The sequence below is a fragment of the Streptomyces sp. NPDC005281 genome (assembly GCF_040607495.1).
In the GTDB taxonomy this organism is placed as follows: Bacteria; Actinomycetota; Actinomycetes; order Streptomycetales; family Streptomycetaceae; genus Streptomyces.
The window spans coordinates 78,927-103,863 of record NZ_JBEXGX010000020.1 but is presented as its reverse complement, the minus strand read 5'-3'; the positions used below and the strand labels follow the sequence as shown (position 1 = coordinate 103,863).

The window sequence follows — 24,937 nt, the reverse complement described above, 5'->3', positions numbered from 1 at the left end:
GGAGGAGGGCACCCGGGAGACCCGGGTGCCCTCCCTTTTTTGCTGTGTTGGCACGGAATCCCCCCGGCGCGCACGGACGGCGCGTTTCGGCCGGCTCCAGGCCGGGACGGTGCGGCCGGATCCCGCTCCCCCTCATGAGGTGCGCCCAGGCCATTCCCCGTGTTCACCAGGGGAGTCGGTCCTGCCGGGACCTCGCCGTCGGCCGGCCGGCCGGGGACCGGCGGTGGCCGGACCCGGAAAATGACCTTGTCCCGGTCCGTACGCCTGTGCGTATGGTGGCTGCCGCGCACGGCGGTCCTGACCAGCCCGCCACCGCGCACGTCAGTTCGCGACCGGGGGAACGATGTCGCCACAGGGGGAACACTTCGTCATGCCGTACTTCCGGCTTTTCCGGCGCACCGGACCGTCCCCGTGCGCCCCGTTCCGCCGTATCCGTCGCTCCTGACCTCGGACGGCGGCGTCCCGCGTCGCCCTCACGGGCCTCGTCCGCGGCTTTCCGTGTCCACGGCTCCTGCCGGGCGCCCGTACGACGCCTTCGCCGTCCCCATGACCGGACGCACGACCTCGATATCGCTGTGGAGTGCACATCTTGATACACATACGTCTGACCACCACTCTGCTGGCCGCCGCCGCGACCGGCGCGCTGCTGCTCACCGCCGGGCCGGTGGCGTCCGCGGACGAGTCCACTGCGGAGCCGTCGGCCACGGCCACGCAGGACCCCTCGACGCAGGACCCCTCGACACAGGACCCCTCGACACCCGCCGCGGAACCGGCGAGCCCGGTGATCGCCGAGTACGACGGGCGGAAGATCAACCTCGCCGAGTCCTGGGAAGGTGCCGACAGCTGCACCGAGCTCCCCAGCGGTGAGGTCCACTGCTACGACACGACGCGGGAGGCGCAGACCGACCCCGCGCTGCCCGCCTCGATCCGCAAGGAGACCCGCGCGGCCCTCGCCACGCAGGCCGTCGCCGCCGCGCCCGACCGGTGCATCGCCGACTACTGGTGCCTGTACGCGGACGCCGACTACAAGGGCAAGATCATTCGCCTGAGCAGCAGCGGCAAGCACGACCTGAGCGAGTGGGGCTTCCGCGACAAGGTGAGCTCCGTCTACTACTGGGTCCTGCGCTGGAGCCTCAACTACGGGACCGCCACGATCTGGGACTACCGGTCGGGCGTCCTGCACGACCGGCAGCGCGACATGCTCCCGCCGCATGGCTGGGCCAACTTCAAGAACATGGACTACCCGGGCGGCGGCGACTGGAACGACAAGGTCGACGCCTTCGAGGTCAAGCGCGCCTGATCCGCCCACCGGCCCGTCACCGGCGGGCCCGGCGGACGGGTCGGCCGGTCCCCGCACCGCGGGAACCGGCCGGCCCGTCCACCTCCGTGGGCCTTTCGGACTTCGTCGCCTCAGCCTCAGCCTCCGTCGACGCTCCGCGCGATCCGGTCGCCGGTCTCCTTGTCCACGTTGCGCCAGTACTGGAAGGCGCGTTCCAGCACCGGGCGGGTGACCCCGGCCTTGAGGTGACCGCTGACGTTGTCCACCAGCCGGTCCCGGGCCGCGTCGTCCAGCACCTGGCGGACCATCGTGCCGGCCTGGCCCCAGTCGTCGTCCTCACGGTGGAGCTTGTACGCCTCGCGCACCAGCTCACCGGCGGTCTGCCAGCTCGCCGGGTCACCGAACCGGCCGTCGTAGTCGGCCGCGGGACCGCCGTAGGAGTTCGGCGCGTACGGGCGGGACGCCTTCGACGGCTCGTAGCGCATCGGGCCGTCCTTGGCGTACGAGTTCACCGGGGCGTGCGGCCGGTTGGGCGGCAGCTGGCTGTAGTTGGGGCCGATCCGGTGCCGATGGGTGTCGGGGTAGGAGAACAGCCGGCCCAGCAGCATCTTGTCCGGCGAGGGTCCGATGCCGGGCACCATGTTCGACGGCTCGAAGGCGGCCTGCTCGATGTGGACGAAGTAGTCCTCGGGATTCCGGTCCAGGACCATGCGGCCCACGTCGATCAGCGGATAGTCCCCGTGCGGCCAGACCTTCGTCAGGTCGAACGGGTTGAACCGGTAGTCCGCCGCGTCCTCGAACGGCATGATCTGGACCTTCAGCGTCCAGCTCGGCGCGTGGCCGGACTCGATCGACTCGTACAGGTCGCGCCGGTGCTTGTCGCCGTCCGTCCCCGCGAGCTCGTCGGCCTCCGCCTGGGTCAGGTGGTCGATGCCCTGGTCGGTCTTGAAGTGGTACTTCACCCAGAACCGTTCGCCGCCGCCGTTGATCCACATGTAGGTGTGGGAGCTGTAGCCGTTCATGTGGCGGTACGTCTTCGGGATGCCCCGGTCGCCCATCAGCCAGGTCACCTGATGCGCCGACTCCGGCGAGAGGGTCCAGAAGTCCCACTGCATGTCGTTGTCGCGCAGCCCGGTCACCGGGTGGCGCTTCTGCGAGCGGATGAAGTCCTGGAACTTGATCGTGTCACGGACGAAGAAGACCGGGGTGTTGTTGCCCACCATGTCGTAATTGCCGTGCTCGGTGTAGAACTTCAGGGCGAAACCGCGCGGGTCGCGCCAGGTGTCGGGCGATCCCTGTTCACCGGCGACGGTCGAGAACCGCGCCAGCATCTCGGTGCGCCTGCCCGGCTGGAAGAGGTCGGCCCTGGTGAACTGACTGATGTCGTTGGTCACTTCGAAGAATCCGTACGCGCCACTGCCCTTGGCGTGCACCACCCGCTCGGGCACCCGCTCCCGGTTGAACTGCGCCATCTTCTCGATGAGGTAGTGGTCCTGGAGCAGGATCGGGCCGTCGGGGCCGACGGTGAGCGAGTGTTCGTCGCTCTCCACCGGAATCCCGACGTTGTTCGTGGTGTACGGAGCCTTCCGGGATGCCTGCGTCACGAGCGTCCTCCCGTCGGAGATGAGGTCGTCAGGTCGCTTCGCTCACCCCAGCAGTCAACGCTGCCGACAGCATGTCGGCAACATGGACCACGGCGCGGCACCGGCACGGTCCCTCAGTCACCGAGCGCGCACCGAGAAAGCACCGGCACGGTCCCTTCAGGCACCGGGAGCGCACCGGCAAGGCGCCGGCACGAAAGCACCGGCGCCCACGGACATCGGCACCGGCGCCGTTCGGCGCCGGTCCACCGGGGTGAGGCCGGACGAGTACCCGGTCAGTTCCGGTTCAACTCGAACCAGACGACCTTTCCCGTACTCAGCCGGGTCGCCCCCCACCGCCGTGCCAGCCGGTTCACCAGGAACAGTCCGCGACCGCCCTCGTCCGTGGCCCGCGCCTGTCGCAGCCGCGGCAGCTGAGGCACGTCGTCACCGACCTCGCAGCGCAGCACGTCCGTCCGCAGCAGCCGCAGCGTCACCGGCCGCGAGGCGTACCGCACCGCGTTCGTCACGACCTCGCTGACCAGCAGCTCGACGGCGTCGGTCATGTCCTCCATGCCCCAGCGGGCCAGCGCCCGCCGGGCCAGGCGCCTGGCCCGGCCCGGTGCCGCGTCCTCCGGCTCCAGGAACCAGTACGCGACATCGCTCGGCGCGATCCCGTCGAAGCGCGCGGCGAGCAGCGCGATGTCGTCGTCCCGGTCTCCCGGGCCGAGCATGTCGAGCACCTCGTCGCACAGCGCCTCCAGCGGCGGCGGATGATCCGGCCCGGTCAGCGCCGCGACCGCCGCGAGCTTCTCCCGCAGCTGCTCTATCCCGGTCCAGACGTCACGCAGCCGTGACTCGACCAGACCGTCCGTGTACAGCAGCAGCGTCGCCCCGGCCGGGGCGTCCAGCTCGACCGCCTCGAAGTCGACCCCGCCCACGCCGATGGGGGCACCAGGTGGCACCCGCAGCACCTCGGCCCGCCCGCCCAGATGCAGCAGCACCGGCGGCGGATGGCCTGCGTTGGCGATGGTGATCCGGTGCGACACCGGGTCGTAGACGGCGTACAGGCAGGTCGCCATGCGGTCGGTGCCGAGCCGCTGCGCCTGCTCGTCGAGATGGTGCAGCACCTCCTGCGGCGGCAGATCGAGCCCCGCGAGGGTCTGCGCCGTCGTCCGCAGCTGGCCCATGATCGCCGCCGAGGTCATGGAGTGGCCCATCACGTCGCCGACGACCAGCGCCACCCGGCTGCCGGGCAGCGGGATCGCGTCGTACCAGTCGCCGCCCACCCGGGCCGTCTCCGCGGCCGGCAGATAGCGGGACGCGAGCCGCACCCCCGTGGGCCGCGGCAGAGTCTCGGGCAGCATCGTGCGCTGGAGCTCGTCGGCGATGTACGCCTCACGGCCGTACAGCACCGCCTTGTCGATGCCGAGCGCGCTGTGCGTGGCCAGCTGCGCCGCGACCAGCAGATCGTCCGCCTCGAAGGCGAGCCGCTCCGGCCTGCGCAGGAACAGCGCCGCCCCGATCACCCGGCGCCGGCCGCGCAGCGGGGCGAGGATCGCGCGCTGCCCGCTCGGCACCGGCAGATCGTCGCCCAGCAGCTCGGGCAGCGCGGCACGCGCGGCGGGCGCGTCCGCGAACACCGGACGCACCCCGCGCAGCACCTCGGCGAGGGCGCCGCCGGGGCGCACCTCGCACAGCTCGGCCGACAGCGCCGACAGCTCACTGGGCTCCGGCCGCAGCGCGGGCAGGAAACCGCTCTCGGTGTCCCGCTCCTCGGGAATCCGGTCCGTGCGCCGCAACCGCAGCACGAGAGGACCCGTCGGCCGTTCGTCACCGACCGGCAGCGGGTCGCGCAGATACACGAGGATCGCGTCGGAGAAGGTCGGCACGGTCGCCCGGCACAGCCCCATCACGATCTCGTCGAGGTCGATGCCCCGGGCGATCCGCCGGGTCGCGGCGCCCACGAAGCGCAGCCGGTCCCCGTCCCGCCGCATCGGCATCGGGCCGCCCTGGGGCACACCACCCTGCCCCGTACGGCGCTCCTTGCCGCCCGAGGTCCGTGACGACCGGCCCTGCTCGGCGTCCGGCTGGATCGGGATGCCCTCGGGCGCGGGCCGCGGGCGGTGCGTGTCGGGCTCGGCCGCCGAGGGCTGCGAGTGCTCGGAACCGCGTCCGGAAGGGGCGGGCGAGGGCGGCGGCACGTCCGTGTCCGAGGACGCGGACCCACCGGCGTCGGCGGACACCTGACCACCGGCCTTCCCGCGCTTGCCGCGCGGCTTCGACGCACCCGAACCCCTCGGTGCGTCGCCCGTGCGGGCCTGTACCGGTAACGCGCCGGCACCCGGCAGCCGGTCCGGCGGCTCCGAGGTACGCAGGAGCGCCCCGCGAGGGTCCGCGGGGGCGGGCGGCCGGGCGGCGCCGCTCTGCCGTCGCTCGTGCGAGGTGGGGTGCTCCGTCACGCGTGTCGAGTCCATCCGTCCGGGGCTGCGCGCCGTGCGTGCAGTTCTTCCCGCAGCCCCGATACCCGGAATGTGTGCCCCAGGAACGGATTCTGCGTGTCGTCAGGGCCGGGACCGACGGCGCGAACGGCCGTCGCCCGGCACGGTACGGCTCGCCCACGGCCGAAAACGGCCCGTGCCGACAGCGGGGCGGCGGCAAAAGCCCTGGTCCGCACGGTCGTCGTGGCGAGCCGGCGCGGTTCGACCTGTCCCTGGCCGGCCACGCCGCCGTACGCCTCGTACCCCTCGCTCACGTCCTGCCGCCCCTCGGTGACATATGGTCAAGCCCGGCTCAGCCTGCGGGAGTTGTCGCTGCCGTGTGCCCTTGCGGAAGACGATCCTACGGTTGTACCACGGGGGCGCATCAAGGGTCTCATGAGGACACGTGCGCGGGCGTACGGTCCCAGTCATCCGGCAGAACGGGAACCGGCCAGCCCGGATCCGGCCTCCAGTGCTGCCATCCGTCCGAGAACGGCGCGCCCCAGGAACGGATCACCTCCACCGCCGACCACCCCGCTTCCCGTACCTGTGCCGCCAGTTGAGCATCCATCAGACCCACCCGCTGCGCCATGGCGAATTCGTCCTCGTCCAGCCAGCGCCAACTGCGGTCCGGATGGACCGAAATGTCGAGGAAATGATCCTCGGAGTCAACCCCGCCGGCCCAACGGGCCAGCGGAGCCTCCAGGTTCACGTACCAGTTCTTGAAACGCCAGCCCTGTTCCCAGAACAACCACACCGACCAGGCCTCGCCAGGCCGCGCCAGCTTCAGGACACCGGCCCCGAACCAGCGGTCGCGCAGTACCGCGCGGGGCTTCGTGTAGCGCGACTCCAGCGGCTCTCCGTGCACGGGCGAGCCGTCCGCGAGCACCGGCTTCACACACTCCGTGCCCGGCGCCATCCACACCGCGAGCAGGTCGGCGTCGTCCCGGGCCACCGTGACCGGGCGGCAGATGTGGACATGCTCGCCGGCGTTCTCCCGGTACCGCCACAGGATCTGGCTCCCGGGTTCCCAGTACGCCGCCGGCCCGCCCGCTTCCGTCCGTCTCACCGCTCCACCCTCTGCCATGAACAGATATTAGGTGCCCCAGGCATACGGCGCTGCGGTACCCGTCATGGTTCGCGCCAACGGCCACCTGCTGTTACGGAGCCGTCATCAGGCGTTTCTCCCCGGACGCGCGCTGTTACGGGTGCGTCATCCGCAGGACATCCAACGCCTCGTCCAACTGCTCCACGGTCAGGTCCCCACGCTCCACGTGCCCCGACTCCAGCACCACCTCGCGAATCGTCCTGCGCTCCGCCAGCGCCTTCTTGGCGACCTTGGCGGCCTCCTCGTACCCGATGTACTTGTTCAGCGGCGTCACCACGGACGGCGACGACTCCGCGTACTCCCGGGCCCGCTCACGGTGCGCGACGATCCCGTCGACCGTACGGTCGGCGAGCAGCCGCGAGACGTTCGCGAGCAGCCGCACCGACTCCAGGACGTTCCTGGCGATCACCGGCAGCATCACGTTGAGCTCGAAGTTCCCGGCCGCGCCCGCGACGGCGACGGTCGCGTCGTTGCCCGTCACCTGAGCGGCGACCATCAGCACCGCCTCGGGAATCACCGGGTTCACCTTGCCCGGCATGATCGAGGAGCCCGGCTGGAGGTCCGGGAGGCTGATCTCGGCCAGCCCCGTGCGCGGCCCGGAGGCCATCCAGCGCAGATCGTTGGCGATCTTCGTCAGTCCGACGGCGATGGTCCGGAGCTGCCCGCTCGTCTCCACGATCCCGTCGCGCGCCCCCTGCGCCTCGAAGTGGTCACGTGCCTCGGTCAGCGGCAGCCCGGTCGCCCGCGCCACCTCCGCGATGACCGCGGCGGAGAACCCGGGCGGGGTGTTGATCCCCGTCCCCACGGCCGTGCCGCCGAGCGGGAGTTCGGCCAGCCGCGGCAGCGAGGCCTCCAGCCGCTCGACCCCGTACCGCACCTGGGCCGCGTACCCGCCGAACTCCTGGCCGAGCGTCACCGGCGTCGCGTCCATGAGGTGGGTGCGCCCCGCCTTCACGACGTCGGCGAACTCGTGCGACTTGCGCCCGAGCGCGGCGGCGAGGTGCTCCAGCGCCGGGATCAGATCGCGGGTCACGGCGGCGGTCGCGGCGATGTGGATCGAGGACGGGAACACGTCGTTGCTCGACTGCGACGCGTTCACCTGGTCGTTGGGGTGGACGTCCCGGCCAAGACGCTCGCCGGCGAGCGTCGCGATGACCTCGTTGGCGTTCATGTTGGAGGAGGTGCCCGAGCCCGTCTGGAAGACGTCGACCGGGAAGTGCGCGTCCCAGCGGCCCTCGGCGACCTCCGCCGCCGCCTCCTGGATCGCCTCCGCGACATCCTTGCCGATCACGCCCAGCTCGCCGTTCACCTTCGCGGCGGCCCCCTTGATCCGGGCGAGGGCCTCGATGTGGGCGCGCTCCAGACGCTGCCCCGAGACGGGGAAGTTCTCCACGGCACGCTGCGTCTGCGCCCGCCACTTCGCGTCCGCGGGCACCCGCACCTCGCCCATGGAGTCGTGCTCGATCCGGTACGCGCCTTCGCCCTGGCCATCTGCCATCGGTGACACCTCCATGCAGGACAGCATCCCGGAGGCCGCCGGTGTTCCCGCCCGCGCGCGCGAAACCGTTCGCCCGGGTGGACCAGCGTGGCAGGGCCGCCGTACGGCGAACGGCGAACGGCCGCCGGACCGGCGGCCGTTCACGTGTCCCGTACGAGGTACGGCTCGTACGACGTCACCCAGGACGCCGTACGAGCCGTACCGGCAGCCTTAGCCCAGTCCCGGACCCCGCACCGGGATCGTGGTGAAGGTCGGGGCGGGCGCCGGATCCTGGAAGAAGTCGTTGCCCTTGTCGTCCACGACGACGAACGCCGGGAAGTCCTCGACCTCGATCTTCCAGACGGCCTCCATGCCGAGCTCCTCGTACTCGACGACCTCGACCTTCTTGATGCAGTCCTGGGCGAGCCGGGCGGCCGGGCCGCCGATGGAGCCGAGGTAGAAGCCGCCGTGCGTGTCACAGGCGTCGGTGACCTGCTTGCTGCGGTTGCCCTTGGCCAGCATCACCTTGGAGCCGCCCGCCGCCTGGAACTGCTCGACGTAGGAGTCCATGCGGCCGGCGGTCGTCGGGCCGAAGGAACCCGAGGCGTAGCCCGCGGGGGTCTTGGCGGGGCCTGCGTAGTACACCGGGTGGTCCTTCAGGTACTGCGGCATCTCCTCGCCCGCGTCCAGCCGCTCCTTGATCTTGGCGTGCGCGATGTCGCGCGCCACGACGAGCGGGCCGGAGAGTGAGAGACGGGTCTTGACCGGGTACTTCGTCAGCGCGGCGAGGATGTCGTCCATCGGCTGGTTGAGGTCGATCCTGACGACCTCGTCCTCGGCCGAGTCCAGGTGCTCGTCCGTGGTCTCCGGCAGGAAGCGCGCGGGGTCCGTCTCCAGCTGCTCCAGGAACACGCCCTCGGCGGTGATCTTCGCGACGGCCTGGCGGTCGGCCGAGCAGGACACGGCGATCGCGACCGGGCAGGACGCGCCGTGGCGGGGCAGACGCACCACGCGTACGTCGTGGCAGAAGTACTTGCCGCCGAACTGCGCGCCGATGCCGATCTTCTGGGTCAGCTCGAAGACCTTCTCCTCCAGCTCCTTGTCCCGGAAGCCGTGGCCGAGGTCGGAGCCCTCCGAGGGGATCTCGTCCAGGTAGTGCGCGGAGGCGTACTTCGCGGTCTTCAGCGCGTACTCGGCGCTCGTGCCGCCGACGACGATCGCCAGGTGGTACGGCGGGCAGGCGGCCGTCCCCAGCGAGCGGATCTTCTCCTCCAGGAACTTCATCATGGAGCCCTCGTTGAGGACCGCCTTGGTCTCCTGGTAGAGGAACGACTTGTTGGCGGAGCCGCCGCCCTTGGCCATGAACAGGAACTTGTAGGCGCCGCCGTCGGTGGCGTACAGCTCGATCTGGGCCGGCAGGTTCGATCCGGTGTTCTTCTCGTCCCACATGGTCAGCGGGGCCATCTGTGAATAGCGCAGGTTCAGGTTCTTGTACGCGTCGTAGATGCCGCGCGACAGCGCCGCCTCGTCGCCGCCCTCGGTGAGCACGTTCTGCCCGCGCTTGCCCATGACGATCGCCGTGCCGGTGTCCTGGCACATGGGCAGGACGCCCGCGGCGGCGATGTTCGCGTTCTTCAGCAGGTCCAGGGCGACGAACTTGTCGTTCGCCGAGGCCTCCGGGTCGTCGATGATGCGGCGCAGCTGGGCGAGGTGCGCGGGCCGCAGGTAGTGCTGGATGTCGTGGATGGCCTCGGCGGCCAGCTCGCGCAGCGCCTCCGGCTCCACCTTGAGGAACGTGCGCCCGTCGGCCTCGAAGGTGGAGACACCCTCGGAGGTCACCAGCCGGTAGGGGGTGGTGTCCTCTCCCTGGGGGAGCAGATCGGTGTACGCAAACTCAGGCATCTCGCCCATTCCTCACTCGACAGACAGCTTTGGGGCCTCGCCTCGGGCGCACCCCTTCGGCGCACTCGCCGGAGGCCGGCCGTCATTGGCAGCGTCCACCAGCGTAGAACCTGGCGCGGACGCCGAGGCTGTGAGGTAAGGCTCAGTTCGGACACCGGACCGGCTGCCCGGGCCGGAGGGCGGGTTTCCCGCCGTTGACGGGAGAGGGGTAGTCGCGATCTATCGCGTTTGGGTACGCTGTCGCCGTGGACCTTCAAAAGAGCCCCGACGCGAGTGCCGCCACGGCGGCGAAGCCGGCCGAGCTGCGCGCCTCCGACGCCGACCGCGACCGGATCACCGACATCCTGCGCGAGGCCGTCGCCGAGGGGCGCCTGACCGCGGAGGAGCACGCCGAGCGGGTCGAGGGCGTGCTGGCCACCAAGACGGTCGGCGAGCTCGACCAGTTCGTCCGGGATCTGCCCGCCGCCCACATCGGCCGCGCGCCCTCGTCGTACGCCTCCGCGCCCAATCGCCCCACCCAGGGCGCGATCCCGGTGGAGGTCGACGAGAACGTGGTGGCGGTCTTCAGCTCCGCCGTCCGCAAGGGCCGCTGGCGGGCGGGCCGGCGCATCCACGCGTACTCGGTCTTCGGCAATGTCGAGATCGACCTCAGCGAGGCGATCTTCGAGTACCAGCAGGTCGTGATCAAGGCGATCTCGGTCTTCGGCAACGTCGAGATCTTCGTGCCGGAGAACGTCTCGCTGCGCGGCAGCGGCGGCGGTGTGCTCGGCAACTTCGAGGTGGACACGCTGGATTCGGGCGACCCCGACGCGCCCGTGGTCTACATCGACGGTCTCGCCGTCCTGGGCAACGTCGAGGCGAGGCCCAAGCGGGGCAAGCTCATCGCGGACATTCTCGACCGGGTCACGAGCCGGGTGAACGAGCGGGTGGCGGACCGGCTGGACCGGAGTTTGCGCAAGCACCTCGACCGTTGACGCTTGTGAATATGCGGGTGGCGGATGCGGGCGGCTCCGGCGGCGGACGATCGATCACGCGCGAGAACGGCACGCTTCGGCACGCAGTGCATAGGCGCGCGCACAGCGGGTAGGGCTTGCTGCATCGTCTCTTGGAGGGTGCTGCGGAACTCCCCCGGTGCCCGGCACGCTCGCGAAGCCGTCGTCAGGAGTAGACCGTGCTGCAACCGCCGCATCAGTCCCTGCATGTAGCTGCCGTTCCGGCCCAGCGGGCGCCCGTGCGGGACAGGGATCAGGAAGCGCCATGGCACACGGAGGCGGTGTGCAGGCGCGACGAGGCCGGCCTGTTCTTCGCTCCCTCCAAGGAACCGACCGCTTCACGGCTCTCCCGCGAGGAGGCGGCGAAGCGCGTCTGCGCCCGCTGCCCGGTCATGGTCGAGTGCCGCGAACACGCGTTGCTGCAACCCGAGCCGTACGGCGTCTGGGGCGGCCTGACCGCCGCCGAGCGCCGCGTCGTGCTCGCCCGGCGCCGCCGCCGCGACCTGGAACTCAACAAGACCGCCCGCGGCACGATAGCCGCGGCCGGCTGACCCGGCCCCGGGCAGCCTGCGCGACACGCGCACCCGCGGGAGCCTGAGCGCGGAAAGCAGGAAGAAGGGGCGCCCCTCCGCACAAGGGGCGCCCCTTCCGTTGCCTCGTGGGCGTCGGCCCGCCGAGGCGGCGGTGGTCCTACTTGGCGCGGTCGAAGTCGATCGCGCTGTACGCACGCAGCTTGCTCAGCCGGTGCTCGGACCGGATCTGGCGCACCGTGCCCGACTTGGACCGCATCACGATCGACTCGGTCGTCGCGGTCTCGGAGCGGTACCGCACTCCGCGCAGCAGCTCGCCGTCGGTGATTCCGGTCGCGACGAAGAAGACGTTCTCGCCGGAGACCAGGTCGTTCGTGGTCAGGACGCGGTCGAGGTCGTGCCCGGCGTCGATCGCCCGCTGCCGCTCCTGCTCGTCCTTGGGCCACAGCTTGCCCTGGATGGTGCCGCCGAGGCACTTGACGGCGCAGGCCGAGATGATGCCCTCGGGTGTGCCGCCGATGCCGAGCAGCAGGTCGATGCCGGTGCCCTCGCGCAGGGCGAGGATGGAGCCCGCGACATCGCCGTCGGAGATCAGCTTGATGCGCGCGCCGGTCTCCCGGATCTCCTTGATGATCCCGTCGTGGCGCGGCCGGTCGAGGATGACGACCGTGACGTCCTCGGGCGTGACCCGCTTGGCCTTGGCGACCCGGCGGATGTTCACCGCCACGGACGCGTTGATGTCGACGAAGTCGGCGGCCTCCGGGCCGGTGACCAGCTTGTCCATGTAGAAGACCGCGGACGGGTCGAACATGGTGCCGCGGTCGGCGGCGGCGAGGACGGCGATGGCGTTCGTCATGCCCTTGGCGGTGAGCGTGGTCCCGTCGATCGGGTCGACGGCGATGTCGCACTCGGGACCGGTCCCGTCGCCCACGCGCTCCCCGTTGAAGAGCATCGGGGCCTCGTCCTTCTCCCCTTCGCCGATGACGACGACGCCGTTCATCGAGACGGTGGAGACGAGGGTACGCATGGCACGGACGGCGGCGCCGTCGGCGCCGTTCTTGTCGCCGCGGCCGACCCAGCGGCCCGCGGCCATCGCGGCGGCCTCGGTGACGCGGACGAGTTCGAGGGCGAGGTTACGGTCGGGAGCTTCCGACGGTACTTCGAGTTCGGAGGGCAGATGATGCTCGGTCATCGACACGCACCTTTCTGATACGACGACGGCCGGATGAGGGTGATGCCCCGACTCTATCGCCAGGCTTACAAAATGAGCAGGGGGCCCCACGGATGAGCAGGCCAGGGCACCTGCGACGATAGGTGCGTGGCAGGTATGAAAGGCAAGCAGTCGGTCCGGGACATGATTCTTTCCCTGGGCCTCATCGGGCTCATGGCGGGCGTCATCTACATCTTCATCCCCCATGACGACTCCAAGCCCGATCTCAAGCGTGTCGACTACCGGGTCGAGCTGCTGACGGCACGCCGTGCGGCGAGCTATCCCGTGGCGGCGCCCGAGGGGCTGCCCTCGGCGTGGAAGGCGACCTCGGTGCGCTACGACGGCAGCGAGTTCGACACCTGGCATCTGGGTTTCCAGGCCCCCGACGGTCAGTACGTGGCGGTCGAGCAGTCGACTCAGCGGCCGGCCGTGTTCATCGACACGGCGAGCCAGGGCGCGCGGCAGACGAAGGGCACCCAGCAGATCGGTGACCGGACCTGGCGGCGCTACGAGGGCGACCACTACGACGCCCTGGTCCTGGAGGACAAGGGCGCGACGACGGTGGTGACCGGCACCGGGTCGTTCGGCACGCTGGTGAAGATGGCGGAGGCCCTGAAGACCTCGTAGGCCCGTGTTCGTACGTACGAGAAGGGCCCCCGGCCGTGTGGCGCCGGGGGCCCTTCTCGTGCGGGTGCGGATCGGACGGCACCGCCGTCCGACCGGGACCGTCGGTCAGACGGTCGTGATGACCTGCTCGGCGTCCAGGCGCGGGGAGCGCGGGAACCAGGCGTCCTCGCCCGGCTTGCCGATGTTGACGATCATCAGCGGGGTGTGGTCGTCGTCCAGGAACTCCTTCTGGATCCCGGCGAGGTCGGCACCGGTCATCGGACCGGCGGCGAGGCCGGCGGCGCGGACGCCGATGATGAAGTACGCGGCCTGGAGCGCGGCGTTCATCGCGGCGGCACCCTCGCGGACCGGACGCTCGGAGAAGAAGAGGTCCTTCGCGGCGGGGAAGTGGGGGAGGAGCGCCGGCAGCTCCTCGTGGAACTCGTTGTCCGCGGAGAGGATCGCGACGAGCGGGGCCGCGGCGGTCTTCGCCTGGTTGCCCTCGGCGAGGTGCCGCACCAGGCGCTCACGGGCCTCGGGGGAGCGGACCAGGGTGATGCGCAGCGGCGACTGGTTGAAGGCGGTCGGCCCATACTTGACCAGGTCGTAGATCGCCTGAACCTGCTCGTCGGTCACCGGCTCGTCGGTGAAGGTGTTCGCCGTGCGGGCCTCGCGGAACAGCAGGTCCTGAGCGGTGGGGTCAAGGACGAGAGACATGAAGAACCTTCTCGGTATGTGCGGTGGATCCCGGGGGATCTGCTTGCGTCTACGACAGTACGTCGAAGAGGTTTAAAGTTCAACCAAAACCGGGGCGTCGTGATCCGCTTCACAGACGTGCGAACGGAAAACACGAGGCCGCGCGGCATCGCGGGGCCTCACCGGAGCTGTCGCGCAGCGCCGCGCCGAGCCGGTCGGGGTGCCTCGTAGTGCCCCCGCCGAGCCGGCCGCAGCTGCTGCCGGGCGCGCGCCGGAGCCGCTCGTCCCCCGCGACGGGCGTCGGAGCCGCTCCTCACCCGGACGGGGGCCGGTACCGCTTCTCACTGGGACGGGGCCGAAGCCGCTTCTCACCCGGACGGGACCGAAGCCCGCTCTCACTCGGGACCGGGGCCGGACCCGTTCCTCACTCGGAGCCCGGGCCGGACGCGCTCCTCACTCGGAGCCCGGGCCCGTGTTCCCTTCCGGGGACTCCTCCTCGGCCAGGGCCGCGTCCAGGCGGGCCCGGGCGCCCTCCAGCCAGCGCCGGCACACCTTGGCCAGCTCCTCGCCGCGCTCCCAGAGCGCCAGGGACTCCTCCAGGGTCGTACCGCCCGCCTCCAGGCGGCGTACGACCTCGATCAGCTCGTCCCGCGCCTGCTCGTACCCGAGCGCCTCGTCCACCTTGCTGGTCATGCGCCCACCCTATGCATCGACTCGAACCGTGAATTCACCCTCGGCGACCCGCGCCCGCAGGGTCTCGTCGGCCGCGACCTCGGCCGGGTCCCGGACCACATCACCATCCGCCCGCTGAAGCACCGCGTACCCCCGCTGGAGTGTCGCCGCGGGGGAGAGGGCCACCACGCGCGCGTGGGTGTGCGTCAGCTCCGAGTCCGCGCGGTCCAGCAGGTGCCCGAGCGTGCGCCGGCCGCGGTCGAGCAGGGCGGAGACCTGGTCCGCCCGCTCGTCGATCATCCGGTGCGGATCCTCCATCGAGGGCCGGGCCAGCGTGTGCGCGAGGCCGCGCTCCTCCCGGTCGACGAACGCCCGCACACAGCGCCGCGCGCGGTCCCGCAGGAACCGCACCCTCTCGTACTCCTCGCCGACGTCCGGTACGACCTTCTTCGCGGCGTCCGTCGGTGTGGAGGCCCGCAGGTCGGCCACCAGGTCGAGCAGCGGGGTGTCAGGCTCGTGCCCGATCGCGGACACGACCGGCGTGCGGCAGGCCGCGACCGCGCGGACGAGCTGCTCGTCGGAGAACGGCAGCAGATCCTCGACGCTGCCGCCGCCGCGCGTCACGACGATCACGTCGACCTCGTCGAGAGCGTCCAGCTCCCGCACCGCCTGTACGACCTGCGGTACGGCGTGCACGCCCTGCACGGGGACGTTGCGCACCTCGAAGCGGACGGCGGGCCAGCGGTGCCGCGCGTTCTCCAGCACGTCCCGCTCGGCCGCGGACGCGCGCCCGCACACCAGCCCGATGAGCTGCGGCAGGAACGGCAGCGCCTTCTTGCGCTCGGCGGCGAACAGCCCCTCCGCCGCCAGCGACTTCTTCAGCTGTTCGAGGCGGGCGAGGAGCTCCCCCACGCCCACCGGCTTGATCTCGGCGGCCCGCAGGGACAGTTGCCCCCGCGGTGCGTACCACTCCGGCTTGGCGTGGACGACCACCCGGGCGCCCTCGCTGACGACATCGGCGACCGCGTCGAAGACCTGGCGGTAGCAGGTCACGCCCACCGAGATGTCGTGCGACGGGTCGCGCAGCGTCAGGAAGACGACGCCCGCGCCGGGGCGCCGCGACAACTGGGTGATCTGCCCCTCGACCCATACCGCGCCGAGCCGGTCGATCCATCCCCCGATGAGCCGCGACACCTCGCCGACGGGCAGCGGAGCGTCCGCGGACGTGTTGAGAGCCATGCGCCCGAGCGTAGTGGCCCCCACCGACAACGCCCGCGCACCCGGACCGCCCCGGCCCGGGCCGGTGAACGACGGCCACGGAGCCGGCCGCGCTACCCGGTCGCGGCCCCCGACCGCCCCCGTTGGGCGAGCAGAACCACCAGACCTGCCGTCAGCCAGAGGAGACCCGCCAGCTGGGCCGTTCCCGACGCCTCGACGATCACCGCGACCGTGACCGCGGCCCCCAGCACGGGGAGCAGGACGTGCCGCCACCACACCACGGGCCCGCCCAGGTGCCGTACCGCGAACCAGCCCACCACCGACGCGTGCAGCAGCGTGAACGCGGTCAGCGCGCCGATGTCGACCACCGAGACCAGCCTGTCGAGGCCGTCGTCGCGGCGCGCCGCCCAGACCGCCGCGACCAGTGTGATCACCGCGGCGCACAGCAGAGCCGCCCGCGGCACTCCGGAGCCGGTCCGCGCCAGCGCCCTGGGCAGCCGCCGGTCACGGGCCATGGCGAAGACGATCCGCCCGGCCGCGGCCTGCCCGGCCAGTGCCGCGAAGGCCGCGCCGACCGCCTTGCTCGCCGCCACCAGATCGTGCAGCCACGAACCGACGGAGGCGTCCACGACGTCGTAGAAGGCCGGACCCTGGAGGGCGGGGTCGGCGGCGAGCCGCGCGGACGGCAGCGGTTCCAGCAGCGCCGCCAGATAGGTCTGCGCCACGAACAGCACACCCGCAAGCGCCAGACAGAACAGCACCGCGCGGGCCACCTTCTCCGAACCGCCCGTGACCTCCTCGGCGAAGGAGGCGATCGCGTCGAAGCCCAGGAACGACAGGACGGCGACCGAGACCGCGCCGATCACCGCCGACAGCGCGAACGCGCCCTGGGTGCCGTCACCCGTCAGCGGCGACAGCCAGCCGCGCTGCGCCCCGTCGCCCCCGAGCACCACGGCCGCCGACACGACGAAGACGGCGAGGACCACGATCTCCGTCACGAGCACCAGGAAACCGACGCGCGCCGCCGTACGGACCCCGCGGAGGTTGAGGAACGTCGTCACGACGACGGCGAGCGTGGTCCACACCCACCGGGACACCTCCGGGACCAGTGAGTTCATCGCGATCCCGGAGAACAGATAGGCCACCGCCGGAATGAGGAGATAGTCCAGCATCACCATCCACCCGGCGACGAACCCGGCCTCGGGGCCGAGTCCCGCGCGCGCGTAGGCGAACACCGAACCCGCCAGGGGGACCACCCGGACCATCTGGGCGTAACTGAAGGCGGTGAACGCCATGGCGGCCGTCGCGACCACGTAGACCAGCGCGACCGCCCCGTGCGACTTCGCGTCCAGCGTCCCGAAGACCCCGACCGGCGCCATCGGGGCGATGAACAGCAGCCCGTAGACGACCAGGTCCCGGAAGCCGAGGCTGCGCCGCAGTTCCCGCTCCGCCGGGTCCGTGCCGGCGGTGGTCCGCGCGTCGGACATCGTGCCTCCCGGGAATCGCCTGGTCCCGCCCCCACGACTGCCCACAGTCTCTCCGAGGAGGCGATCCTCGACCTGCCGGGCGCGGCCTTACGATGGTGGGCATGACTGCTTCGCCCGGCCGCCGTGTCCTGCTCGCCGCCCCCCGTGGCTACTGCGCGGGCGTGGACCGCGCCGTGATCGCCGTAGAGAAGGCCCTCGAGCAGTACGGGGCTCCGATCTACGTCCGGCACGAGATCGTCCACAACAAGTACGTCGTGCGGACCCTGGAGAAGAAGGGCGCGATCTTCGTCGAGCGGACGGCGGAGGTCCCCGAGGGGTCCATCGTCATGTTCTCGGCCCACGGCGTCTCCCCCGTCGTCCACGACGAGGCCGCCGCCGGCAAGCTCGCCACCATCGACGCGACGTGCCCGCTGGTCACCAAGGTCCACAAGGAAGCCGTCCGCTTCGCGAGCGAGGACTTCGACATCCTCCTCATCGGGCACGAGGGCCACGAAGAGGTCATCGGCACCTCCGGAGAGGCCCCCGACCACATCACCCTGGTCGACGGCCCCGAGGACGTCGCCAAGGTCGAGGTCCGCGACCCCTCCAGGGTGGTCTGGCTCTCCCAGACCACCCTCTCCGTGGACGAGACCATGGAGACGGTCGACGCCCTGAAGGAGAAGTTCCCGCTGCTCATCTCCCCGCCGAGCGACGACATCTGCTACGCCACGCAGAACCGTCAGCTCGCCGTGAAGCAGATGGGCGCGGAGGCCGACCTGGTCATCGTGGTCGGGTCGCGCAACTCCTCCAACTCGGTGCGGCTGGTCGAGGTCGCCAAGCTCGCCGGCGCCCGCGCCGCGTACCTGGTCGACTTCGCCGACGAGATCGACGAGGCCTGGCTGGAGGGCGTGAGCACGGTCGGCGTCACCTCCGGCGCCTCCGTCCCCGAGGTCCTCGTCGAGCAGGTCCTGGAATTCCTGTCCGGGCGTGGCTTCGAGGACGTGGAGATCGTCAAGGCCGCCGAGGAGTCGATCACCTTCTCGCTCCCCAAGGAGCTGCGCCGCGACCTGCGGGCCGAGGCGGCCGCACTGGTGGAGGCGCGCACCGGTGGTCCGTCCGGGAAGTGACGGTCAGCCGTACGACGTAACGTAGGGCCATGAAGATCTTCGGTGTGGACATTGGCGGATCCGGGATCAAGGGCGCCCCTGTGGACCTTGATCGCGGGGACCTCGCGGAGGAGCGCTGCAAGGTGCTCACCCCGCATCCCGCGACGCCCGACGCGGTGGCCGACGGTGTGAAGGACGTCATCGACCACTTCGGCTGGACGGGCCCGGTGGGCATCACGTTCCCCGGTGTGGTGACCGGCGGTTCCACCATCCGCACGGCGGCCAATGTCGACAAGTCCTGGATCGACATCGACGCGGGGGCGCTGCTCGGCGAGCGGCTCGGCGGTCTGCCGGTGACCGTCCTGAACGACGCGGACGCGGCGGGTGTCGCCGAGATGGAGTTCGGCGCGGGCAAGGGCCGCCGGGGCACGGTCATCCTGCTGACCTTCGGCACCGGTATCGGCAGCGCCGTCTTCACCGAAGGCGAACTGGTCCCGAACAGCGAGCTCGGTCATCTGGAGCTGAACGGCCACGACGCCGAGACGCGGGCCTCGACCAAGGCCAAGGACGACCACGAACTGACCTGGGAACACTGGTCGCGCCGCGTCACCAAGTACCTCGCCCACGTCGAGATGCTCTTCTCCCCTGAACTCTTCATCATCGGTGGCGGTGTCAGCCGCAAGGCGGACAGGTTCCTGCCGCTGATCGAGGGCATCAAGGCGGAGATCGTCCCCGCGCAGCTCCAGAACAACGCCGGCATCGTGGGCGCGGCTATGCGGGCGGCGCAGGTCTCCCGGTAGCGGCCGGGCCGCCCGCGAGGCTACGAGGGATCAGCGGGCCTGCCGGTCTGACGGCAGGTCGCGCGCCCGGTCCCGGCGCTGGGCGGCGCGGCGGCTCAGCAGCCGGATCCTGCGGACGGCCACGATCAGGACCGCGGCCAGCGTTCCCCCGTACAACCAGCCCGCCTGGAGCGCGAGCGCGGTGACCAGGCCCATGAAGTGGCCAGCGAGGCCGCCTCCGCCGTCGTCGGCGATCGGTGGTAGCCCGAAGGCGAAGGCGATCGGTACGGCCACGGGGGCGGTCACCAGGTCGCCCGGCCGCACCCACAGCGCGGTCAGCACGCACACCGGCAGGAACAGCACCCCGTACACCGTCGCCGACCCGCCGAACAGCAGGGCGTCCAGGCAGGCCAGCGCGAACATCGACGCGCCGCAGAACAGGCCCCCGCCGAGCCCGGTCAGCCGGGGGTGCGACGTGCGGCGCGGCTGCCGGAGACGTGCGGGCGCGGGCCGCCGCGCCGCGGGGCCGTCCCTTCGGACTCCGCCGTCCGCGGCTCGCCCGGCCTGTGCCGGAACCGGTGCCCCGCGTCGCGGTCTGTACTGAGGGGGACGCGTCCTGTGTTGCTCCACTGGACCAACTTAGGTCGTTTTATGTGTGGAATGGCTCATCGGACACGCCGGAGACCGGCCGAAGGCGAGGCTGTGGAAAGAGCTTGGCCATGCGTTCGATACCTCGCCGGTCCGGTCCGGGTCACGCCGTAGACTGGTGGATCGGCCCGCTCTCATGGAGGGCCCTTCGCCCACCTCTCGTACGGGAAGTCGCAACGTGTCGCTCACGATCGGAATCGTCGGTCTGCCCAATGTCGGCAAGTCGACCATGTTCAACGCCCTGACCAAGAACGACGTGCTCGCGGCCAACTACCCGTTCGCCACGATCGAGCCGAACGTCGGCGTGGTCGGCGTGCCCGACGCGCGGCTGGCGAAGCTTGCCGAGATCTTCAGCTCCCAGAAGATCCTTCCCGCCACCGTCGACTTCGTCGACATCGCCGGCATCGTGAAGGGCGCCTCCGAGGGCGAGGGTCTGGGCAACAAATTCCTCGCGAACATCCGCGAGTCGGACGCGATCTGCCAGGTCATCCGCGCCTTCAAGGACGAGAACGTCGTGCACGTCGACGGCAAGGTCTCGCCCAAGGACGACATCGAGACGATCAACACCGAGCTGATCCTCGCCGACCTCCAGACGATCGAGAAGGTCCTGCCGCGCCTCCAGCGGGAGTCGCGCATCAAGAAGGACATCGGCCCCAAGGTCGCGGCGGTCGAGGCGGCCCAGGCCATCCTGGAGAAGGGCGAGACCCTCTTCTCCGCGGGCATCGTCCAGGGCTCGGGCAAGGAGGAGCTGCTGCACGACCTGCACCTGCTCACCACCAAGCCGTTCCTGTACGTCTTCAACGTCGACGAGGACGAGCTGGTCGACGACGACTTCAAGGCCGAGCAGCGTGCCCTGGTCGCGCCCGCCGAGGCGATCTTCCTCAACGCCAAGCTGGAGGCGGACCTCGCCGAGCTCGACGAGGAGGAAGCGATGGAACTCCTGGAGTCGGTGGGCGTCGAGGAGCCCGGCATGGCGACCCTGGCCCGGGTCGGCTTCGACACCCTCGGCCTCCAGACGTACCTGACGGCAGGCCCCAAGGAATCCCGCGCCTGGACCATCAAGAAGGGCGCGACCGCCCCCGAGGCCGCCGGTGTCATCCACACCGACTTCCAGAAGGGCTTCATCAAGGCCGAGGTCATCTCCTTCGCCGACCTGGTCGAAATGGGCTCCGTCGCCGAGGCCCGCGCCAAGGGCAAGGCCCGCATGGAGGGCAAGGACTACGTCATGCAGGACGGCGACGTGGTGGAGTTCCGCTTCAACGTGTAGGGCGATTTGCCTTGATCGCTAAGAGGGCTGGTCAAGGGGCATAAGCGCAGGTCAGAGGTCAGATCTTCGGATCTGGCCTTTCCTCGTTCATCCCCGTTGAAACCCGCTGTTACGCGTTCCCGTGGTGACTTGGTGGTGACTCCAGGCTGGAGGCTGCATCGCTCTGACCTGGGGTTTCTCTTGGGGGCGGTTCAGGCTTCAATGCGGTGCCCTCCGTGGCGCCGACGCCACCTTTGAGGCTCCCGATCATTGTCACGCAGAGTGGTGATGTTGGACGTATGTCATAACGTGCTGTAAGTTCACCGCGCAAAACAAAGCCCCCCAGGGACTGGAATCCCTGAGGGGCAACAGCAGGCCCGGCAGCAACCGGGCGCTACTACACACCTGAAGGGTTCAGCTTCAGATGCGGATTCATCGTACGCGTTTGGCGCGTCAGTACGTCCAAATCCCGAACGCCATAGCGAGGCACGGGAACCTCTCCCTTGAGGCCGTGGGCCTCCTCGTTCGCCTCCTCTCCCTCCCCGATGGCTCGGGGGCAACGGTCGAGAAGATCACTGGCCAGGTGCCCAACGGCCGGCGCACGGTTTCCATGGCCATGAACGAGCTGATCGAGGCTGGCTACGTCAAGCGCGCGAAGGTGCAGGACCCCGAGACGGGCCGATGGGTCACCATCACCACCGTCACGGACACCCCCGACGCTGAGACCTCTCCGACTGACCGGTTCCCGACGGTCGGGATAGCGACTGGTCGGGCTGTCGGCGGTTCTCCCATAGGGAGTAAGACGGAAGAAGAAAAGAACACCACCCCTCCCACCCGCCAGCCTCAGGAAGCCGCTCCGCTCGCTCCTGAGAGCGCCGAGAAGGGTGGGGAGGGGGATGACACCTTCCTGACCAAGATCAGCCGCGAGATGGGCCGTGAGGCCCGCCGCGTCCTTGAGCGGCTGAGCCTGCACAAGAGCCTCACCCTCTCCGACCAGGAGATTGCTCGCCTGGCTCCCAAGGTCGTGCCGTGGCTGCGTGAGGACTACCGCAGCGACGAAATCCTTCAGTGCCTCACCGCGGCCCTCCCTGAGCAGATCGGCTCTGTCCCGGGCCTGATCTCCCACCGGCTGAAGACCTTCACGCCGGAACGCATGCCCAGTGCTGGGGTTCCGACGCCTCGTCCTGTTGCCCCCGTGCGGGTCGAGTGCGGCGGGTGTCAACGGCCCATCAAGAACGGCACCCCGGGCGACGTTTGCTCTGACTGCCGGGCCGAGATGACCCGTGCCGCCGATCACCTCGGCGTTGAGCTTCAGCCCTCTCTCTGAGCTGAGAACCCCTTCGACTTCCCTCGATTGAGAGGACTCCCATGCCTACTTCAGCCATGCCCTGGTATATCAAGGCCGTCCTGAGGTTCGCCCTCCCCGCGGCCTGCCTCGCGGCCCTGTACCTGTCCATTCCCGGTGAGATCTCCCTTGCTTCCACTGCGGGATGGTCTGCCAGGTACGCCCCTGCCATGCCGGTCTGCCTGAGCGTCTACGCGCTCTCAGCAGGCGCCATCGCCACGTACCGAAGGAAGGCCAAGCTCCCGGGGCAGGCAACAGCTCTCATCGGGGCCCTGATGGCTCTCCTGCTGGCCATGTCGGCGCAGTCGATCTCTCACCTGATCGAGCAGACGTACATGGCAGGCTCAGCGTTCCTCACTGTGGCTGTCTCCTGTATCCCGCCTCTGGTGATCGGTCACCTGATCCACATGGCGGAGACGCCCTCTCAGGCCGTCTCCGCTTCCGAGGAGATAGACGAACTGAGAGAGACCAACTCTCGCCTGCTTACGGCCTTGATCGAGCACGAGGGGAAGGCTCTCCTCTCTCGCACCGTCGCCGTTCTCGGCGTGACCAAGCACCTGGAATTGAAGGCCGGCGCAGCCGTTGAGGAAGCCGCGGAGACCATCGACAGCATCGAGCTGGACATGACCCCGAGGAAGCGCGGGGGTACCAGGGTGACGGGCCAGGACATCGAGGAAGCCCGCGAGAGGCTGGCCAGGGACAGCGGTGAGAAGCCGACCGTGGCCCGTGTCTGCGAGTTCCTGGGCATCTCTCCGGCCACCTACTACCGGCACCATCCCCGGACTGCCTGACGCCCCGCCAGAGGCTCTGTGAGGCCCACTGGCTGAGGTAGAGGGGTCTACCTTGGGTGAGAAAAGGAAATGTAAAGCCCCCGGCTGAAGCCGGGGGACTTTACATTGTTTCAGTTCTTGGGCTTGCCGCCCATGGGGACGGTGATGAACTTCGGGCGGCCCTCTCGGTCAACGACCTTGAGCCGCTGCAACACCGTGAGATGTTCGGTATATCCCCGCAGGACGGCGGCCTTGATGTCTTCCACCGTCTGATGCTCGGCTTCGTCAACGGCCTTCTGGACGGTCTTGCTGTAGCCGAATGCAGTGTCGATGGCGACCTCGAACTTGCCGCTACGGAAGTTCAACCTGACCAGCCCCACCGTGCTTCCGCCCATCACGATGTCCCAAGTAGGTGCCTCGGCCTCGACGTGTATGAACTGAATGCTGGGGGCTTCTGCTGTCTCACTCGCCGGCATATCAGTACTTGTGCTCCGCGTTCGGGTCTCCGAGGTAACCGGGGTACTCAACCGTGATCCGAGTTATGTGCTCGGTCTTCGTAACCTGCATAGGGCGGGATTCCCTCACAAAGTTGTTCGACAGCAGGTGCATGAGCAGCCTGGCTATCTGCCACTCCTTCTCAGCAGGCACGAGGAAAGTCGCGTCATAGTTGCCGTCCTCCTTCCGTTCGCCCACCTTGATTCCAAAATCCTCCGGGCCCATGCCGGCGAACCCGGCAGGGAAGAACGCCCAGTACTCCAGATTCGTCTTGTCGCTCACGTCAGTTCTCCCAACTCTGCTGCGGCACCTTGTAGTCGGTCAAGTTGCGGAGGGCATCGAGACAGCCGTGCGACCATTCCTTGCGCTGGTGGTCGCTGTAGTCCCAGTGGCTGTACAGCGCGGAAGTGGCACCGTTCGGGGAAGTCTTGTACACGATCGGAATCTTGCACACGTCGGTATCACTCTGGATGACCCGACTAACGCCGTCCGGAAGGCCGAAACTTACAACGGTGTTCCACCCCTGCTGATACTCGGACGAGGTGGTGTCCAGGCCGGACGACGACGAGCAGCCGACGAGCACCAGACTTGCGATGCAGGCAACTGCCGTCAGCGAGCGTCTCATTAGGTGTACCCTCCACATGGTTCGTGTGATAGATGATCATACGTAGTTGATCGTTTGGCGAGAAGAGGTCTGGATGACCTCTCTGCCCTGTAAGGTGAAAGCGAACGGCCCCGGACACTTACCCTGTCCGGGGCCGTTCTTTTTTTACTTGCTTCCCTCGTCCTAGCTCTGATCGTTGCCGAGACGGTTCCACTTGCTTGTCACTCTGCCGTATCGCCCCTGAACTAGCCTTACAGGCTGCTGCTTTGGCATCTCAGAGGGATTCACTTGCCGGTCCGGCTGTACTGCTCGCAACGGCGCTTCCGGTACGTCTTGGCCTCATCGGTGTTGTCCTCCGCAGCCAGTTCGAGGAAGTTCTCCGGGACCTCGTAGCCACCGGCCGGCACCTTCTCCTCGACGGCCGCGGGCGCCTGGTCCTCCGACCGCCAGCAGGAAGCACAGACGTAGAAGCCGACCGCGGCCCACATCTCTGAGTTCCTGCGGATCTCCCTGGCCATCAGTCGAGTACTACTAGAAGGCGTCAGATGCGAACGTCGTCCTCCGAACGCACCTTCTAGAAGGACGCGGTGACGCCTGATGCCCCGTTCCGCCCTGCGCTATGTCGAGCACCGGATCACCCAGCACCCGGACACTGACGTGACCTTCGAGGTCGAGTGTCTGACATGCGAGTGCGGTTGGCAGGCCACCCCCGTCGACGGACGGGGCCG

At 69.5% G+C, this 24,937-nt stretch carries 24 protein-coding genes; 9 read left to right on the top strand and 15 right to left on the bottom strand.

The annotated features are described in order from the left end of the window. The first annotated feature begins 589 nt into the window (after positions 1–589). Positions 590–1,300 (top strand): peptidase inhibitor family I36 protein, encoded by a 711-nt coding sequence (locus tag ABZV42_RS26725; RefSeq protein ID WP_356053877.1) that lies wholly within the window; start codon positions 590–592, stop codon positions 1,298–1,300. 116 nt (positions 1,301–1,416) lie between these two features. Here the strand turns inward: ABZV42_RS26725 and ABZV42_RS26720 are convergent, their stop codons facing one another. The 5 genes from ABZV42_RS26720 to ABZV42_RS26700 form a co-directional block, all read right to left on the bottom strand. Beyond that, entirely contained in the window at positions 1,417–2,883 is a 1,467-nt protein-coding gene (locus ABZV42_RS26720) for a catalase (RefSeq protein ID WP_355975550.1), read from the bottom strand. A gap of 272 nt (positions 2,884–3,155) precedes the next feature. Then, positions 3,156–5,336 (bottom strand): SpoIIE family protein phosphatase, encoded by a 2,181-nt coding sequence (locus ABZV42_RS26715; RefSeq protein ID WP_355975548.1) that lies wholly within the window; start codon positions 5,334–5,336, stop codon positions 3,156–3,158. Positions 5,337–5,733: 397 nt separating this feature from the next. Beyond that, a complete protein-coding gene (locus ABZV42_RS26710) occupies positions 5,734–6,426 on the bottom strand; it encodes a DUF402 domain-containing protein (RefSeq protein ID WP_356053875.1) in 693 nt (230 codons plus the stop codon). A 115-nt stretch (positions 6,427–6,541) separates the two neighbouring features. Further along, on the bottom strand, positions 6,542–7,945 hold the full coding sequence (locus tag ABZV42_RS26705) for a class II fumarate hydratase (RefSeq protein WP_355975544.1): 1,404 nt from the start codon (positions 7,943–7,945) through the stop codon (positions 6,542–6,544). Between the two features lie 210 nt (positions 7,946–8,155). Continuing rightward, positions 8,156–9,826: a fumarate hydratase gene (locus ABZV42_RS26700; protein WP_356053874.1), complete on the bottom strand. Its 1,671-nt coding sequence runs from the start codon at positions 9,824–9,826 to the stop codon at positions 8,156–8,158. Positions 9,827–10,071: 245 nt separating this feature from the next. Between ABZV42_RS26700 and ABZV42_RS26695 the strand changes: the two genes are divergently transcribed. Both ABZV42_RS26695 and ABZV42_RS26690 read left to right on the top strand, forming a co-directional pair. Continuing rightward, positions 10,072–10,800: a DUF1707 domain-containing protein gene (locus ABZV42_RS26695; protein ID WP_355975540.1), complete on the top strand. Its 729-nt coding sequence runs from the start codon at positions 10,072–10,074 to the stop codon at positions 10,798–10,800. 197 nt (positions 10,801–10,997) lie between these two features. Then, entirely contained in the window at positions 10,998–11,369 is a 372-nt protein-coding gene (locus tag ABZV42_RS26690) for a WhiB family transcriptional regulator (RefSeq protein ID WP_355975538.1), read from the top strand. 139 nt (positions 11,370–11,508) lie between these two features. Here the strand turns inward: ABZV42_RS26690 and glpX are convergent, their stop codons facing one another. Further along, on the bottom strand, positions 11,509–12,540 hold the full coding sequence (glpX, locus tag ABZV42_RS26685; protein WP_355975536.1) for a class II fructose-bisphosphatase: 1,032 nt from the start codon (positions 12,538–12,540) through the stop codon (positions 11,509–11,511). A 126-nt stretch (positions 12,541–12,666) separates the two neighbouring features. Here glpX and ABZV42_RS26680 point away from each other — a divergent pair, with 126 nt between their 5' ends. Further along, positions 12,667–13,185 carry a DUF4245 domain-containing protein gene (locus tag ABZV42_RS26680; protein WP_355975534.1) on the top strand — a complete coding sequence of 173 codons (519 nt, stop codon included), beginning with the start codon at positions 12,667–12,669 and terminating at the stop codon, positions 13,183–13,185. Positions 13,186–13,290: 105 nt separating this feature from the next. On the opposite strand, the gene ABZV42_RS26675 is transcribed toward ABZV42_RS26680, so the two are convergent. From ABZV42_RS26675 to ABZV42_RS26660, 4 genes are all read right to left on the bottom strand, one after another. Then, positions 13,291–13,881: a malonic semialdehyde reductase gene (locus ABZV42_RS26675; protein ID WP_355975532.1), complete on the bottom strand. Its 591-nt coding sequence runs from the start codon at positions 13,879–13,881 to the stop codon at positions 13,291–13,293. Positions 13,882–14,313: 432 nt separating this feature from the next. After that, entirely contained in the window at positions 14,314–14,553 is a 240-nt protein-coding gene (locus ABZV42_RS26670; protein WP_355975529.1) for an exodeoxyribonuclease VII small subunit, read from the bottom strand. 9 nt (positions 14,554–14,562) lie between these two features. Then, complete coding sequence (gene xseA, locus ABZV42_RS26665; RefSeq protein WP_355975527.1) at positions 14,563–15,771, bottom strand: exodeoxyribonuclease VII large subunit; 1,209 nt, start codon at positions 15,769–15,771, stop codon at positions 14,563–14,565. A gap of 92 nt (positions 15,772–15,863) precedes the next feature. After that, entirely contained in the window at positions 15,864–17,237 is a 1,374-nt protein-coding gene (locus ABZV42_RS26660) for an APC family permease (protein ID WP_356053873.1), read from the bottom strand. 92 nt (positions 17,238–17,329) lie between these two features. On the opposite strand from ABZV42_RS26660, the gene ABZV42_RS26655 reads away from it, so the two are divergent. Then, a complete protein-coding gene (locus ABZV42_RS26655) occupies positions 17,330–18,343 on the top strand; it encodes a 4-hydroxy-3-methylbut-2-enyl diphosphate reductase (protein WP_356053872.1) in 1,014 nt (337 codons plus the stop codon). Between the two features lie 29 nt (positions 18,344–18,372). Continuing rightward, positions 18,373–19,122: a polyphosphate--glucose phosphotransferase gene (ppgK, locus tag ABZV42_RS26650; protein WP_355975520.1), complete on the top strand. Its 750-nt coding sequence runs from the start codon at positions 18,373–18,375 to the stop codon at positions 19,120–19,122. Between the two features lie 30 nt (positions 19,123–19,152). Here ppgK and ABZV42_RS26645 read toward each other — a convergent pair whose 3' ends face one another. Then, a complete protein-coding gene (locus ABZV42_RS26645) occupies positions 19,153–19,524 on the bottom strand; it encodes a DUF6542 domain-containing protein (protein WP_355975518.1) in 372 nt (123 codons plus the stop codon). 403 nt (positions 19,525–19,927) lie between these two features. Between ABZV42_RS26645 and ychF the strand changes: the two genes are divergently transcribed. The 3 genes from ychF to ABZV42_RS26630 all read left to right on the top strand — a co-directional run bounded on the left by ychF (position 19,928) and on the right by ABZV42_RS26630 (position 23,131). Then, positions 19,928–21,016 carry a redox-regulated ATPase YchF gene (ychF, locus tag ABZV42_RS26640; RefSeq protein WP_355975516.1) on the top strand — a complete coding sequence of 363 codons (1,089 nt, stop codon included), beginning with the start codon at positions 19,928–19,930 and terminating at the stop codon, positions 21,014–21,016. 424 nt (positions 21,017–21,440) lie between these two features. Beyond that, positions 21,441–22,322: a hypothetical protein gene (locus ABZV42_RS26635; protein ID WP_356053871.1), complete on the top strand. Its 882-nt coding sequence runs from the start codon at positions 21,441–21,443 to the stop codon at positions 22,320–22,322. Positions 22,323–22,378: 56 nt separating this feature from the next. Then, positions 22,379–23,131, top strand: a complete 753-nt coding sequence (locus ABZV42_RS26630) for a hypothetical protein (protein ID WP_356053870.1) — start codon at positions 22,379–22,381, stop codon at positions 23,129–23,131. Positions 23,132–23,241: 110 nt separating this feature from the next. Here ABZV42_RS26630 and ABZV42_RS26625 read toward each other — a convergent pair whose 3' ends face one another. The 4 genes from ABZV42_RS26625 to ABZV42_RS26610 all read right to left on the bottom strand — a co-directional run bounded on the left by ABZV42_RS26625 (position 23,242) and on the right by ABZV42_RS26610 (position 24,727). Continuing rightward, complete coding sequence (locus ABZV42_RS26625; protein WP_356053869.1) at positions 23,242–23,586, bottom strand: hypothetical protein; 345 nt, start codon at positions 23,584–23,586, stop codon at positions 23,242–23,244. A gap of 1 nt (position 23,587) precedes the next feature. Beyond that, entirely contained in the window at positions 23,588–23,887 is a 300-nt protein-coding gene (locus ABZV42_RS26620; protein ID WP_356053867.1) for a hypothetical protein, read from the bottom strand. 1 nt (position 23,888) lies between these two features. Further along, complete coding sequence (locus ABZV42_RS26615) at positions 23,889–24,041, bottom strand: hypothetical protein (RefSeq protein ID WP_356053865.1); 153 nt, start codon at positions 24,039–24,041, stop codon at positions 23,889–23,891. A 452-nt stretch (positions 24,042–24,493) separates the two neighbouring features. Further along, positions 24,494–24,727, bottom strand: a complete 234-nt coding sequence (locus ABZV42_RS26610) for a hypothetical protein (protein WP_356053863.1) — start codon at positions 24,725–24,727, stop codon at positions 24,494–24,496. Positions 24,728–24,937: the final 210 nt, after the last annotated feature.

Bases quoted from the DNA above. Each gene is read 5' to 3' on its own strand.
- ABZV42_RS26715 (WP_355975548.1), bottom strand. From the start codon at position 5,336: ATGGACTCGACACGCGTGACGGAGCACCCCACCTCGCACGAGCGACGG.
- ABZV42_RS26710 (WP_356053875.1), bottom strand. From the start codon at position 6,426: ATGGCAGAGGGTGGAGCGGTGAGACGGACGGAAGCGGGCGGGCCGGCG.
- ABZV42_RS26705 (WP_355975544.1), bottom strand. From the start codon at position 7,945: ATGGCAGATGGCCAGGGCGAAGGCGCGTACCGGATCGAGCACGACTCC.
- ABZV42_RS26700 (WP_356053874.1), bottom strand. From the start codon at position 9,826: ATGCCTGAGTTTGCGTACACCGATCTGCTCCCCCAGGGAGAGGACACC.
- glpX (WP_355975536.1), bottom strand. From the start codon at position 12,540: ATGACCGAGCATCATCTGCCCTCCGAACTCGAAGTACCGTCGGAAGCT.
- ABZV42_RS26675 (WP_355975532.1), bottom strand. From the start codon at position 13,881: ATGTCTCTCGTCCTTGACCCCACCGCTCAGGACCTGCTGTTCCGCGAG.
- ABZV42_RS26670 (WP_355975529.1), bottom strand. From the start codon at position 14,553: ATGACCAGCAAGGTGGACGAGGCGCTCGGGTACGAGCAGGCGCGGGAC.
- xseA (WP_355975527.1), bottom strand. From the start codon at position 15,771: ATGGCTCTCAACACGTCCGCGGACGCTCCGCTGCCCGTCGGCGAGGTG.
- ABZV42_RS26660 (WP_356053873.1), bottom strand. From the start codon at position 17,237: ATGTCCGACGCGCGGACCACCGCCGGCACGGACCCGGCGGAGCGGGAA.
- ABZV42_RS26655 (WP_356053872.1), top strand. From the start codon at position 17,330: ATGGTGGGCATGACTGCTTCGCCCGGCCGCCGTGTCCTGCTCGCCGCC.
- ppgK (WP_355975520.1), top strand. From the start codon at position 18,373: ATGAAGATCTTCGGTGTGGACATTGGCGGATCCGGGATCAAGGGCGCC.
- ABZV42_RS26645 (WP_355975518.1), bottom strand. From the start codon at position 19,524: ATGTTCGCGCTGGCCTGCCTGGACGCCCTGCTGTTCGGCGGGTCGGCG.
- ABZV42_RS26630 (WP_356053870.1), top strand. From the start codon at position 22,379: ATGCCCTGGTATATCAAGGCCGTCCTGAGGTTCGCCCTCCCCGCGGCC.
- ABZV42_RS26625 (WP_356053869.1), bottom strand. From the start codon at position 23,586: ATGCCGGCGAGTGAGACAGCAGAAGCCCCCAGCATTCAGTTCATACAC.
- ABZV42_RS26610 (WP_356053863.1), bottom strand. From the start codon at position 24,727: ATGGCCAGGGAGATCCGCAGGAACTCAGAGATGTGGGCCGCGGTCGGC.